Annotated in this window: 15 protein-coding genes, 1 pseudogene and 1 other annotated feature; of the genes and pseudogenes, 12 read left to right on the forward strand and 4 right to left on the reverse strand. The window is 45.5% G+C overall.

Annotation, left to right across the window (positions count from 1 at the left end; all coding sequences use genetic code 11):
- Nucleotides 1-91 precede the first annotated feature (91 nt).
- Complete coding sequence (locus BUC05_RS20210) at nt 92-469, reverse strand: ArsR/SmtB family transcription factor (protein ID WP_073305857.1); 378 nt, start codon at nt 467-469, stop codon at nt 92-94.
- Between the two features lie 200 nt (nt 470-669).
- Here BUC05_RS20210 and BUC05_RS20215 point away from each other — a divergent pair, with 200 nt between their 5' ends.
- The 7 genes from BUC05_RS20215 to BUC05_RS20245 all read left to right on the forward strand — a co-directional run bounded on the left by BUC05_RS20215 (nt 670) and on the right by BUC05_RS20245 (nt 7973).
- Nucleotides 670-2799: a heavy metal translocating P-type ATPase gene (locus BUC05_RS20215; RefSeq protein ID WP_035202397.1), complete on the forward strand. Its 2130-nt coding sequence runs from the start codon at nt 670-672 to the stop codon at nt 2797-2799.
- Between the two features lie 51 nt (nt 2800-2850).
- Nucleotides 2851-3891, forward strand: a complete 1041-nt coding sequence (locus tag BUC05_RS20220; RefSeq protein ID WP_051881130.1) for a flavin-containing monooxygenase — start codon at nt 2851-2853, stop codon at nt 3889-3891.
- Nucleotides 3892-3954: 63 nt separating this feature from the next.
- Nucleotides 3955-4470: a GNAT family N-acetyltransferase gene (locus tag BUC05_RS20225; RefSeq protein WP_035202398.1), complete on the forward strand. Its 516-nt coding sequence runs from the start codon at nt 3955-3957 to the stop codon at nt 4468-4470.
- 1 nt (nt 4471) lies between these two features.
- Nucleotides 4472-4984, forward strand: coding sequence for a hypothetical protein (locus tag BUC05_RS20230; RefSeq protein WP_035202399.1), 513 nt, complete (start codon nt 4472-4474; stop codon nt 4982-4984).
- Between the two features lie 107 nt (nt 4985-5091).
- Entirely contained in the window at nt 5092-5883 is a 792-nt protein-coding gene (locus BUC05_RS20235; protein WP_035202400.1) for a class I SAM-dependent DNA methyltransferase, read from the forward strand.
- Between the two features lie 32 nt (nt 5884-5915).
- Nucleotides 5916-6162, forward strand: a binding site (T-box leader).
- 59 nt (nt 6163-6221) lie between these two features.
- Nucleotides 6222-7211, forward strand: a complete 990-nt coding sequence (locus BUC05_RS20240; RefSeq protein WP_035202401.1) for a tryptophan--tRNA ligase — start codon at nt 6222-6224, stop codon at nt 7209-7211.
- A gap of 54 nt (nt 7212-7265) precedes the next feature.
- Entirely contained in the window at nt 7266-7973 is a 708-nt protein-coding gene (locus tag BUC05_RS20245) for a class I SAM-dependent methyltransferase (protein WP_035202402.1), read from the forward strand.
- Here BUC05_RS20245 and BUC05_RS20250 read toward each other — a convergent pair.
- A complete protein-coding gene (locus BUC05_RS20250; protein WP_051881131.1) occupies nt 7970-8824 on the reverse strand; it encodes a DMT family transporter in 855 nt (284 codons plus the stop codon). The genes BUC05_RS20245 and BUC05_RS20250 overlap by 4 nt on opposite strands.
- A 99-nt stretch (nt 8825-8923) precedes the next feature.
- On the opposite strand from BUC05_RS20250, the gene BUC05_RS20255 reads away from it, so the two are divergent.
- Genes BUC05_RS20255 through BUC05_RS20265 form a run of 3 tightly spaced genes read left to right on the forward strand, consistent with a single transcriptional unit; the run spans nt 8924 to nt 11303 of the window.
- Entirely contained in the window at nt 8924-10330 is a 1407-nt protein-coding gene (locus tag BUC05_RS20255; RefSeq protein WP_073305858.1) for an aminotransferase-like domain-containing protein, read from the forward strand.
- Complete coding sequence (locus BUC05_RS20260; RefSeq protein WP_051881132.1) at nt 10331-10945, forward strand: GNAT family N-acetyltransferase; 615 nt, start codon at nt 10331-10333, stop codon at nt 10943-10945.
- Entirely contained in the window at nt 10932-11303 is a 372-nt protein-coding gene (locus tag BUC05_RS20265) for an SLAP domain-containing protein (protein ID WP_035202407.1), read from the forward strand. The genes BUC05_RS20260 and BUC05_RS20265 overlap by 14 nt, the downstream gene beginning before the upstream one ends.
- Nucleotides 11304-11382: 79 nt before the next feature.
- Here BUC05_RS20265 and BUC05_RS20270 read toward each other — a convergent pair whose 3' ends face one another.
- A complete protein-coding gene (locus BUC05_RS20270; RefSeq protein WP_035202409.1) occupies nt 11383-11823 on the reverse strand; it encodes a YndM family protein in 441 nt (146 codons plus the stop codon).
- Nucleotides 11824-12092: 269 nt separating this feature from the next.
- Between BUC05_RS20270 and BUC05_RS20275 the strand changes: the two genes are divergently transcribed.
- Both BUC05_RS20275 and BUC05_RS21825 read left to right on the forward strand, forming a co-directional pair.
- On the forward strand, nt 12093-12704 hold the full coding sequence (locus BUC05_RS20275) for an NUDIX hydrolase (RefSeq protein WP_011245143.1): 612 nt from the start codon (nt 12093-12095) through the stop codon (nt 12702-12704).
- Nucleotides 12705-12739: 35 nt separating this feature from the next.
- On the forward strand, nt 12740-13213 hold the full coding sequence (locus tag BUC05_RS21825) for a GNAT family N-acetyltransferase (RefSeq protein WP_035202411.1): 474 nt from the start codon (nt 12740-12742) through the stop codon (nt 13211-13213).
- Between the two features lie 116 nt (nt 13214-13329).
- Here the strand turns inward: BUC05_RS21825 and BUC05_RS21830 are convergent.
- Nucleotides 13330-13557, reverse strand: a pseudogene (locus BUC05_RS21830) (transposase); the annotation flags it as partial.

Genomic DNA, 13557 nt, shown 5'->3' on the forward strand with positions numbered 1-13557 from the left:
GACCGGATTTCGAGGGATGGTTGCAGGTATTATCCAAGCTCCTAGTAGGGGGAAATGTTTGAAAAACGGCGCACTTTTAGAAAAAGCAGTGTTAAACCGATGTTTTTTGTTGTGTAAATGAATATTCAATAAAAGCGGCAATATGGGGACTTTGCAAAGAATAAAATACCCATTTTCCGTCTTTGCGGCTTTTGGCGACACCTGCTTGTTTTAATTGGCGCAAGTGGTGCGATGCCGTTGCTGTAGAGCTGCCGATGATATGGGAAACATCGCATACACATAGCTCTTGTTCGGTTGTTAAGGCATAAGCAATTTTTAGCCTTGTTTCGTCTGCTAACGCTTTAAACATAGCAGAAAGGGGCGCAAACGGCTCATTTTTTACACTTTCTTGGACACGTTTCACTTTTTGTTCATCATAACAAAACACGTCACACTGATCGCCGTCGTTTGCTTTCTTGTTCACATTCATCCCCTCCTTTGTCATAAAAATGGTGTCACTCATTTTAGACAGGTTCTGTTTTTTTGTCAATTCTCTGCTTGCACGGGCAAATGCGGCATCACTCAAATAAATGTTTGAATAATAGATTGACATAGCGTATCGTTGTCGATACACTAACATTCAAATAAATGTTTGAATGATGGAGCTAGTTTTAAAAGGGGGCCGAGGATATGGGGGATGAACATGCCTCTGTCTATCGTGTAGAGGGCTTTACATGCGCGAACTGTGCAGGGAAATTTGAAAAAAACGTTAAGGGCTTGCCAGGGGTCAAAGATGCAAAAGTGAACTTTGGCGCCTCGAAACTAACCGTCTACGGAGAGGCGACGACAGAAGAGCTTGAAGAGGCAGGGGCATTTGAACAGTTAAAAGTAATGGAGGAGCCGAGCCGGCGCCAGCCCCTTCAATACAAACAAGTTCCTTTTTATAAAAAACATCGCGCGATTCTTTTATCGTTCTTATTGCTTGTGTTTGGCTACGTGTTTCAATTTAAATATGGCGAGTCGAATATCGGAACGGTCGGTTTGTTTTTAACAGCGATTCTCGTCGGTGGCTTTCCTTTGCTAAAAACGGGAATTCGAAATGTAGCGCAGCTTGAATTTGATATGAAGACGTTAATGACGGTGGCTGTCATTGGTGGTGCCATCATTGGCGAATGGGGGGAAGTCGCAGTCGTTGTGATTTTATTCGCCATTAGCGAAGCGCTCGAACGATTTTCGATGGACCGGGCGAGAAAGTCGATTCAGTCGTTAATGGACATTGCCCCAAATGAAGCACTCATTAAACGGAATGGCCAAGAGTTGACTGTTCATGTTGGTGATATTGTCGTAGGCGACATCATGATTGTGAAACCTGGCCAGAAAATCGCAATGGATGGAATAGTCGTGCGTGGCCATTCTTCTGTAAACCAAGCAGCGATTACAGGAGAATCGGTTCCTGTGGAAAAGGCGGTTGATGACGAGGTTTTTGCTGGCACGTTAAATGAAGAAGGGCTGCTTGAAATCGAAGTTACAAAGCTAGTCGAGGACACGACGATTTCAAAAATTATCCACCTTGTCGAAGAAGCGCAAGGTGAACGGGCTCCGGCACAAGCGTTTGTCGATAAATTCGCTAAGTATTATACGCCAATCATTATGGTGGTCGCTGCCCTCGTTGCAATCATTCCCCCGTTAGTTACGGGAGCAAATTGGAGTACTTGGGTTTATCAAGGGTTAGCTGTTCTTGTTGTCGGCTGCCCATGCGCGTTAGTCATTTCCACGCCGATTTCGATTGTCTCTGCGATCGGCAATGCTGCTAAAAAAGGGGTGCTTGTCAAAGGTGGCGTTTATTTAGAAGAAATGGCATCGCTAAAAGCGATTGCATTTGACAAAACAGGGACATTGACGAAAGGTGCCCCTGTTGTTACCGACTTTGCCTTATTGAATCCCCAACTTGATCAAAGGCAACTGTTTGCGATTGTGGCGGCATTAGAGAATCGTTCGCAACATCCTTTGGCTTCTGCCATCGTCGCCAAGGCAGAAGACGAACAACTGCCTTATCACGATTATATGGTTGAGAACGTCACGGCGCTCACGGGCAAAGGCATTACAGGAATAGTCAATGGAAAAACGTATTACGTTGGCAGTCCGAAGCTGTTCCAAGAACGGTTGCCGACTCAGGATATAACGCTATTTGCGCAAAACATCCAAAGCTTGCAACAACAAGGGAAAACAGCGATGCTGGTCGGGACAGAAACGGAGTTGCTCGCCATCGTCGCTGTCGCAGATGAAGTGCGCCAATCAAGCAAAGAAGTGATTCGTAAACTTCATGAAGCAGGCATAGCAAAGACAGTAATGCTTACAGGCGATAACAAGCGGACTGCCCATGCCATCGGCCAAGCTATAGGCGTTGCTGATATTCAGGCAGAGTTAATGCCCGAAGACAAATTACGTTTTATTAAACAGTGGCAAAAAAAACATGGAAATGTGGCCATGGTTGGTGACGGCGTCAATGACGCTCCTGCACTTGCTGCGGCAACAGTTGGCATCGCTATGGGAAAAGCAGGCACAGACACGGCGTTAGAGACTGCTGACATTGCGCTAATGGGGGACGACTTAAAGAAGCTCCCCTTTACAGTTAAGCTGAGCCGCAAAACATTGAATATCATTAAAGCAAACATTGCCTTTGCAATTGTTATTAAACTAGCGGCATTGCTCCTCGTTGTCCCAGGATGGCTAACCCTTTGGATAGCGATTCTCTCAGACATGGGTGCTACGCTATTGGTTGCTTTAAACAGCATGAGGCTCATCGGTGTAAAAGAGTAGGCCATTTGGGTAGCAGGCAACTTTTTGGACTTTTGTAGGAAAGGGTTGGTCATGATGGAGTATGATGTAGTCGTTATAGGTGGCGGCCAAGCAGGCCTGGCAGTTGGTTACTATTTAAAAAAGCAAAAGCAACCATTTCTTATTTTAGATGAGCAAAACGAGGCAGGCGATTCGTGGCGAAAACGGTATGATTCCCTTGTTTTGTTTACACCAAGGTGTTACAGCAGCTTGCCTGGCCTTGACTTTAGCGGCGACCCAAACGGTTATCCGTCAAAAGATGAAATGGCCGACTATTTATGGACGTATAAAGAAACGTTTCAGCTACCAGTTGTTTATGAGACAAAGGTAGAAAAGCTAGAGAAAACGCGTGATCGCTTTAAGGTGTGGACAAGTGAGGGGAAAATCTATGACGCCAAGCAAGTCATTATCGCCACAGGAGCCTTTCATACGCCTTTTATCCCACCGCTTGCCAACAGCATCCAACCTGGAATCGCCCAATTGCATGCTTTTGATTACAAAGGGCCGGAACAAATCGTTGCTGGCCCCGTTTTGATTGTTGGTGCTGGCAATACAGGAGTGCAAATAGCGGCTGAATTAGTGGAGCACCACGATGTCGTACTCGCTTGTGGAAACAAACCGAACGTTTTGCCCCAGTCTGTCCTAGGGAAAAATTTATTTTGGTGGTTTGATAAGCTTGGCCTTTCGAAGGCAACGGTCCATTCTCCACTCGGAAAATGGCTGCAAAAAAGAGATCCAATTATCGGAAACGATTTTTATACAGTGAGAAAAAGGGCGAAATTAAAAGGGCGCCTCATAAACGTGACTGATTCAAAGGCTTATTTTGCGGAAGGTTCTCCTGTTTCGGTTCACACGATTATTTGGGCAACAGGGTATAGAAATGATTATTCGTGGATTGATATTGATGGTGTTTTCGATCAGGAGCAAAAACCCATTCACGTTAGAGGTGTGACAAATGTAAACGGATTGTTTTTTGTAGGTTTAAGTTGGCAATATAAACGAGGTTCTGCCCTTGTCAAAGGAGTGGGGGAAGACGCGGCATACATGGTTAGCCAACTGTCGAAACATTCATGAATAGACATTGGAAACATGGTATGATGCAAACGAGAGGGAAAAATGTTGAAGGAATGATTATACGTGGAAATATCAATTAATAGGTTACAAGAAAGCGACGCCGAACAGTTATATAAGTTTGAAACGGATAATCGGGCTTTTTTCGAACAAATGGTGCCGAGCCGAGGCGAAGCATATTATCAATTTGAAACGTTCAAGGTTAGACATAGAGTACTGCTAACTGAACAAGACGACACTAACTCGAGATTTTATTTAATTAGGGATGAAAGGGGAACCATAGTCGGCAGAATCAATGTGGTTGCGATTGATGAGCCTAAGCGTGTGGCCGAAGTTGGCTTTAGAGTAGGAGAACATTATGTCGGAAAAGGAATTGCCTCTAATGCATTAAAACAGTTACTTGAAACGGAAACAGGCTTTCAAGCAATAAAAGGAAAAACGACAAGCAACAATATCGCTTCTCAAAAAACGATGGAAAACAACGGCTTCAAAAAAGTCGGCACTAGTGAGGAAACATTTGAATTCAATGGCGAAAAAGTAATGTTTGTCCATTACATTTGGGAACGTACGGGGAATCACTAAATTGAATAAATATGCGTTATACCAAAAAACAAAAAATAAACATACACCTTGGCCAATCGAAGATGTCGATGATTTTTTTATCAATACTTTAAAAGCGAAATTCCTTTCCATGTCTGATAAAGATCTCAAACCATTTTTGATCGAGCATGAGATACCTGAAAGGAATAAAATAGGTGGAATTTATGGGGTATATGATTTGTCCATTACTGCGCTTCTTAATGGCAAAGTAAAAAGTGTCAATGATAGGGCCTTTCAACAATTAGCTCAAAGATCCGTTCCTTTAACGGATACCGACACGATCCTTACAATTGGTTCACTCGTCATTTTAGAAACAGATGATTTTGAGACGGTGTCTGGTTGTTATATTGGTGGCACGATTAACAGACTATATAACTTGGTCGCCTTTTTCGCCGGCTTGCCAGAGGTAGAGAAAACGAATTTTGAAGATTACATCATTGATGACTACGTATCTTCTTTAGCCGATGTGAAAACAATGGGTTTTTTTGAACTTTAGACAAGAAATTAAAACGAATCTCTTCGTTGTTTGTGGTTGCGATGTGCATAATCTCGCCGTGCGATTGTAACTGAAAAGATCCGATAAAGACGGAATGAGTGAGTGAAATGATCGATTTTGACAATTTCGAGGAGTACGATGACCCTCTATTATATGATCAAGAAAATGGCCAACACAAAAGCGAAATCCCCTTCTTGCTAAAATGGGCAGCCAAACAAAAGGGGCTTATCATTGACTTGGCATGTGGGACAGGGAGAGCAACAATTCCATTGGCTGAAAAAGGGTTTGAGCTAGTAGGTGTCGATGTCCATAAAGGGATGTTAAATGAAGCGAGAAGAAAAGCAGTCCGCCTACCAATTAAATGGGTCGAGCAAGACTGTACAAACTTGAATCTGCGGCTAAAAAGCAAATTAATCTATTGTGTTGGCCATTCGTTTCAACATTTTTTAACAAACGAAGCCCAGAATCAGCTGCTCGCTTCTGTCAACAGGCATTTGCATAGCGGCGGCGTATTCATTTCTGATACACGGTTTCCGAATCAGGAAGAATTGCTTCAACCCTGCACGGAGGAGTATTGGCGGACATACGTAGATCGGGAAACGAGCTTTCCAGTCGATGTTTATACGGTGAGTGAGTACGACGCGCTCAAGCAAATCCAACATTATATTACTATAAGAAAATACAAAAACAACGTTGGCGCTATTATTAAGGAGAAACGAAGCAACATTCGTTTGCGCTACACGTTTCCGAGAGAAATGGAGCGGCTTCTAACAGCCCACGGGTTTGAAATCATCGATGTTTATAAAGACTGGAACGAGACGGTTATAACAAACGATAGCAGTGAAATGGTCTATGTCTGTAAAAAAAGAGAACGTCAAGCGAGCAAATTTCCCTTGTAGGCCTTGATCAAATCGGCTATGATAGAAAAAACGTTTAGGCGATGAAGAAGAGTAAGTACGCGTTGTGTAATGCTTTAGAGAGCTGATGGTTGGTGGAAATCAGTGCAGGAGCAAGGCGGAATGGGCTTCGGGGCTTCTTGGCTGAAAGAGAGAGTAGGCGAAGCGGGTGCCTTGCCGTTAAAAAAGGCAGCGCATTGAAGCAGTAGACTTCTGTGCGTCTTGAGAAGCGCTTTTTTGTGGAGCGAATGAAGGTGGCACCGCGGGTTATCCGTCCTTTTTTAGGATGGATAGCCCTTTTTGGCGTTCAAAAATAGTTAAAAGCAAAAGGAGGAAACGCAATGGCGACAAGGAGTTTGACTGGGATTAAGCCAACTGGGGAAGTCCATCTTGGCAATTACATTGGCGCGATTAAGCCAGCGCTGACATTTGCTAAACAGCCTGGCTTAGAATCGTTTTATTTTATTGCTAACGCTCATGGCTTGACGAAAATTACTGACAGCGAAGAAATGCGGCAATTGACACGAGGCATCGCCGCAACATGGCTGGCTCTGGGCCTAGATCCAGAAAAGTCGGTTTTTTATCGCCAATCCGATGTGCCGGAAGTATTTGAGCTTAGTTGGCTCTTGGCATGTATGGCGCCGAAAGGACTTTTGAACCGCGCCCATGCCTATAAAGCGGCAGTCGATGAAAACAAGGCGGCGGGAAAAGAAGCAGATGCCGGCGTTAATATGGGGTTGTTTACGTACCCGATCTTAATGGCGGCCGATATCCTGTTGTTCCAGCCAGATGTCGTGCCGGTTGGCCGCGATCAAATCCAGCATATTGAAATTGCTCGTGATTTAGCGCAGCATTTTAACCATATCTTCGGCGACGTGTTTAAACTGCCTCGTGTCCATATCGAAGAAAAAGTTGCTGTTCTCCCTGGACTGGATGGCCGAAAAATGAGCAAAAGCTATGGAAATACCATCCCTCTGTTTTCAGAGGCGAACGAACTGCAACGGCTCGTGAATCGGATTAAAACCGATTCACTGCCGCCAGAAGCGCCAAAAGACCCAGAGACATCCAACTTGTTTACTCTTTATAAAGAATTTGCCGGGCCACGGCAAGTGGAAGCGATGCGGGCCCGGTTTGCTGAGGGCATTGGTTGGGGGGAAGTTAAAAAAGAGCTGTATTGGGCGATCGATGAGTTTATGAGCGAACCGAGACGTAGGTACAACGAGTTATTGGCATCTCCAGAAGTTGACCGCCTACTCGCTAAAGGGGCGGAACGGGCTAGAGCATATAGCCAGCCATTCTTACAGGAAATAAAGAAAGCAGTCGGCCTTTGAGGAAAGACTGTTTGTAGCGATTGACCAATTTTAATTTAGCGGAGTTGAGTAAAGGTGAGTTTAGAATTAGATCGAGTTGTGTTTATCGGCAGGACATTTGCTGAATATGTGGCCATGTTTGGCCTAGATATGGCCAAGCTTCAAGGACGCCGTATACTTGACTGTCCGGCCGGTGCTTGTTCTTTTACAAAGGAAGCTGCTGATTTAGGCATAGATGCAACAGCAAGCGATATGGCCTATCAGCTCTCGCCAGCAATGATTCGACAAAAAGGGCTAGCGGATCTTGGTCATACAATCGATAAAATCAAACAAGCTAAAAACGATTACATCTGGACAAATGTTGCCGACGTTCCAGCGTTGGCTGCCCAACGGAAGCAGGCACTTCTATTGGCGACAGAAGATATGGACAGGCGGCCAGAACGTTATGTGGCCGCTGTTTTGCCAAAGCTGCCATTTGCCAATCACACGTTTGACCTTGTTTTGTCAGCTCATTTTTTGTTCACATACAGCGAACAGTTTGATCGCGCCTTCCACCAGTCTACACTTGATGAATTGCTACGAGTGGCAAAAGAAGTGCGTGTTTTCCCGCTTGTTTCGTTGGATGGGAAACGGTCCGTCCATGTGGACCCTCTTTTTAAACGTCTTCGGCAAAAAGGATATACTGTCGTGGAAAAACGCGTGTCTTATCAATTTCAAAAAGGCGCCGATTCTGTCGCGATCATTCGGCGAGCAATAACTATGCAAATTTCGCCGTATTGTTAACGTTGTTTTCCGGTTATGGCAACCGCCACTCCTGCAAGAGTAAGTGCACCGCCTGCAAGAGACAACAGGGCAGGTGTCTCCCCGAGCCAAAGCCAAGCAAGGAAAAGCGCCACGACAGGGGTTAAAAACAGAGTGCTCGTAGCTTCTGAGGCGCCCACTTTTGCCGTAGCATAGGCGAGGCAAAAATAAGGAATAACCGTTGGGAAAAGCCCTAAGTACAAAACGGTCCAATTGACAGAGGAAGGTGCCGCTAACACCATTTGCCCTAGGCCAGGGGTAAACGCCAGCATAAATAGCGTCCCTGTTAAAATGGAATAAATAGTCAGTGGCAAAAAACCGTATATCGGCAAAAGGCGGCGTTGAAAAACAAAATAGATGCTTTCGCCAAAAGCGCCTACGAGGATAATAAGTGCCCCTAGCTGCAAATGAAACGAAGCGCCGCTGCCTAGCATAATGATCCCAATCCCTAGAAATGCTATGAAAGAAGCAATCCCATTTTTTAGGTGCAGGCGCTCTTTCATAAACAGGGCTGCAAGCAGCGCTGAAAAAAGCGGCGTCGTCGACACAAGCAGTGATGCTGTGCCAGCTTCGACCGTTTTTTCACCAATGCTAAGTGCGCCATGGTAAACAGAAAAGCCGCAAAAGCCAAGCAAAAAAATGGCGGGCACGTCTTTTCGTTTCGGCAAAGGGATACGCGCAGCCAAGGCAAAGAGAAGCAAGGCAGCCGAGGCAATGAGAAGCCTTAAAGCGGCAAGGTGCTCGGGTGAGTAATAGCCAAGACTCGCACGAATGGCGGGAAAAGCCGAAGCCCACAGAAGGACAGCCGTTCCGTAAACAAAAATGAGTTTCATGGTGATCATTCCTTTTTTAGCTAGTGGGTCTAGCCTAAGGCAAATCTAGTTTGGAGAAACCAACAACTTATGAGAAAATAAAACCAACAACTAGAAGGAGTGAGCATCATTTCAGGGCAAAGTGCAAAAATTGCGGCTGACATTCGCGCAAAAATTGAAGCTGGCGAATGGTATCCGACGATGAAGCTGCCGACCCAACAAGAGCTTGCTGCCTATTATCAGGTAAACCGAAGCACTGTCATAGCAGCTTTAGACCGTTTAAAGGCAAGAGGCATTATTGTTTCGATTCAAGGAAAAGGCTCTTTTGTTAGCAACGATTCTGGCAATGAAGAAGGCGTTGTGTGGAAAGAGTTGGCGAAATGGTCGTTTTATCCGAAAAACAAAGCGCTTGTCCAGCATTTGAACGAATGGGAAAACGATGCTACTCTTATTCAGCTAAGCAAAGGGGTGCTTGCTCATGAATTGCAGCCAAAGAATGCAATCAAGGAAGCGCTCACGGCAATGGCTGCACAAAATGTTGGTTTCGGTTATGGCGACGGAAGAGGGGATGAAAGGTTAAGACAGGCACTATCTGTGTACTTACAGGAAAAGGGGATTCAAGCATCTCCTGATTCGATCTTAATTGTTTCCGGAGCGCTCGGCGGCTTGCAGTTAATAGGCACAGGGATTTTGCAGACGGGCAGCGTGTTGTTCCACGAGCCTGTTTCTTATTTGCGGTCTTTAACGTTTTTCACAAGCCTGGGCATCCGGACGTCGCCTCTTGATTTTGCAGCCAACGATGCAGAAAAAGAGTTGGCCAAGCAGAGTGCCCATGCGTTATATGTGAACCCGACACACCACAACCCAACAGGAATGACGCTTGATGAAGGGGCGCGCCGCAAGTTGCTTTTGCTTGCAGGCAAAACAAGGACGCCGATAATCGAAGACGACATTTATGGCGATTTGTCATTTGAAGAAGGGCCGAAGCCATTAAAAGCCTATGATCGAAAAGGCCAAGTACTGTATTTAGGCAGTTTTTCAAAAACGGTTAGCCCAGGTTTACGGATTGGCTGGCTAGTCGGACCGCCTGATATTGTCCAGAAGTTGGCCGACTTGCGGATGCAAACGGATTATGGTTCGAGCATGTTATCCCAATTTGTTTGCCGTCACCTATTGGAAACGGGTACGTACCGCCACCATATATGGACGTTGAAAGAACATTTACGGGAGCGGAAAAACTGGTTACTTGGTTTGCTCGAGAAACACTTTGGTGAACTAGGGTCATGTGGGGACGTGCAAGGCGGTTTCTTCATTTGGTTTACGTTTAAAAAAGAGCGAGCGCCTCATATGCAACGTTTTGTGGCTGCTTGCCACAGAAGAGGCGTTGTTCTTCATCCTGGATTTATTTACGGAGAGGAAAGACAGGCATCGATCCGCTTTTCTTTTGCGTTTGAAAGCTTGGAAAACATGGAAAAGGGTCTCCTGCAAGTACGAAGAGCATATGACGACCAATTCCTAGGAGAGTGAGTGACAGTGAAAGTGCGCCCTTATGTTGCTGATGACGAGAGAGACTGGTTGCGCTTGCGGGTGCTTGCTTTTTTGGACACGCCTTATTACGACAATGTCCTGCAAGCGAAAGAAAGGTACCGTAACCCTGCAATTGAATTGGTTTGCGTCGAAGCGGGCCAGCTAGTCGGACTTATTGATGTTGAGCTTGATAGCGATAGCCGCCCTGTCTGTTCCTTAAAAGAGGGAACGGGCGGCATGATTTGGCACATTGCCGTTCATCCTGATTACCGTAGAAGAAGCATCGCCTCCTTGTTGCTTGCTGAAGTGGAAAAAGCAGCACACGGACACAGACTTGATTACTTAGAAGCATGGACGAGGGAAGATCCGGCGGCTAACCAATGGTACAAACGCCACCTTTTTAGACAACACACGAGCTATCTTCATGTTTACATGGACGCAGAAGAAGCGAAAAGGAGTACCCATAGCCACTGCCAAGGCGTTACACCAGTAGGCGTTTTTGCCCACTATAGTGGTGACCGAGAAGAGGACGTACGGAACGCTTTTACACGTGTTCATGAATGCCGCTGCTATGTGAAACAATTGAAAGGAGAATCACTTGATGCAAACGCTTAAATTTGAAGAGGCCTGGCAACGGACGATTTCGGAGAAGGATGTACAAGCCATCAAAAACGTGTTTGCAGCCCAGCAAGGGGAACTGCAGCCATTTCTCCCGCTATGGCAAGCGCTTAACCACCGTGGCGATCTTTTGGTAACGGTTCTTGTTCAGCATACAGGGGACGGGGAGTGGCCAAATGACGAGCGGGAGTATGTCTATTTAGAGGACGGCGAGGAAGTGGCAGCCAATCATTTTTCGCTAAAACGCCTTGGCTTGAAGCCTCACGTAAGCATGCCGTGGACGTTTATTTTTCCAAAGGAAACACAGAAAAAAGCACCGCGGCTAAAAGGGGCGGCGCTTCGCTTGCGTCCTTAGAAGAGGCAGTGGCTAGGGCATTTTCCCTCTCCACCTCCATTTTTCTATGCTTGTGAAGCCTCAAAAAGAAAGAGGATGATTAGTCCTCTTTCTTTTGTATCTTCGAATAGTCCTCGTCTTCGCCGAACTCTGTGTTAAAAGCAAAACGTGTTTGCGTACTCTCGTTTGATTTAACAGAACGGGAATGTTTTAACATATAACGGTGCACAAAAACTTCTCCGATTGTGATGACGAAAGCGGAGAGGATGCTCCCCCAGGCAATTAGCATGTAATTATGGAACAAAACGGACCCGAAAATCCATACAGCCAAGTATGTGAACAAAAAATCACCAACGAGAGCAATCGTGTTTCCAAAGCGAGGAAGCAGAAACAAATCGCCGGCGATGTAGGAAACGACGGTGACGAGGAGCGCAAATGTAGTGACATCAACAAAGGTCGCTTCTGAAAAATAAAAAAATCCAATTGTAAACGCAATAAAGGAAGCGATGAATTTGCAAAGCAACAGCAAGGAATGCTTCATGGGATGTTCCTCCTTTTTACTAACAGTGTTTCTGTCCGGTGTCGTTCGTATACGTCAAATGCCTGTTTTTCATCTTAACGAGTTGGGAACGACCACAAGCGGGCTCTGGTCCAAGGGTTGCAGCAAGGCTAATTATTGATATGATTTAGGGAGGGGCACTAGTAAAAATGGATACGCAAACGGAAACTTGGCGATAAGGGAGAGCCGCAACTTATTTAGAGCAGTGTTCTTTGCGTTGCATCAACAGCAAGAAGAAGGAGGATACTCGGGTGAATTCAGATTGGCTTAACTGGGCGCAGCGTATTCAAGCCTTAGCGCAGGCGGGAATCACATTTACAAAAGACAAATACGACATGGAACGTTATGACGAGCTATTGGCCATAAGCGCCGAGATGATGGCATGTGCGAAAAATCTTGATGCTGCGAGCGTGAAGGAAACGTTTGTCCAACAAAACGGCTACCAGACACCGAAAATCGATGTCCGAGGCGTGGTCATAAAGGACAACCATATTTTGCTCGTGCAAGAAGAAACCGACGGCACGTGGGCGCTGCCAGGAGGGTATTGTGAAGTAGGATTGTCGCCTGCAGAAAACATCGTAAAAGAAATTAAAGAAGAGTCTGGTTATGATAGCAAATACGAGCGGGTGCTTGCCCTGTTCGATACGAAAAAACATCGCCATCCGCCCCATATGTTCCATTTTTATAAGTTGGTTTTGCACTGTACGATCACCGGGGGAACAGCAACAACAGGCGTGGAAACGAGCAACGTTGGCTTCTTTTCTTTTGATGATTTGCCGCCGCTATCGGCAAACCGGAATACGCTAGAACAATTTTCAATTATCCGCAATCAGTTGAACGAAAGACAGCCGTATATGGACTAACAGGAAAAGGGTGTGAAAGGGAGGCTTCGCGAAAAATGGAACTGCGCTTTGTAGCCATGTCAGAAGACCAAGCGAAATGGCTTGCTTACCAATGGGAATATGAGGGCGCTTATGCTTTTTATCATACTGACGTTGAAAAGCTTGGATTGCACGCATTTATCGATGTTGGAAAAAGCAGTGCAAGACAATATGCCGTCTATAAAGACGAAGATATGGTAGGGTTTCTTGGGATCAAACCGAAAAAGGATGTGGCCGAGATCGGACTCGGAATGAAACCGGACTACATAGGCAAAGGATTTGGCCGTTCATTTTTGCAAAATTGTTTGTCCTTTATTAAACACAACTTCGAAGAGATAATGGCTGCTAAATTATTCGTTGCTGCGGATAATAAACGGGCCATTCATGTGTCTGAAGAGTGCGGCTTTGAAAAAAGAAGCCCTCATAAGCGGGAAATCAAAGGCAACGTTTATGATTTTATTGAGATGGAATATCGTTTTAACCGTGAATAAAGAAGAGGTTGTCCCAAAAGCCTTTAAAATGAAGAAGGGGAGTCGAGATCTGACTTGATCTCGACTCCCCTTTATTTGGATAGATCGGTATTTCGGTGAATGATGGCGGGCAAGACCCGCCATTTTCTTCAGATTGAGGGCCAACCCCAGCCAACCAAGCTCCACCGTCACCTTTTCCAACCCGCGAAGGTGGAATCGTCGAAACCCGAGATTTTGTTTGGCATGCCCAAATACACTCTCGACGTCCGTTTTTCTTTGCGCGTAGAGTGTGGCTCCTCTTTCACTATGTAGTTTGGCCGCTTCTTTGGCTTTGAGCTCCTCGTAGATGGGGTTGTAATGAATTT

Origin of the sequence: Shouchella rhizosphaerae (assembly GCF_900142675.1) — a bacterium.
Taxonomy (GTDB): domain Bacteria; phylum Bacillota; class Bacilli; order Bacillales; family Bacillaceae_D; genus Shouchella; species Shouchella rhizosphaerae.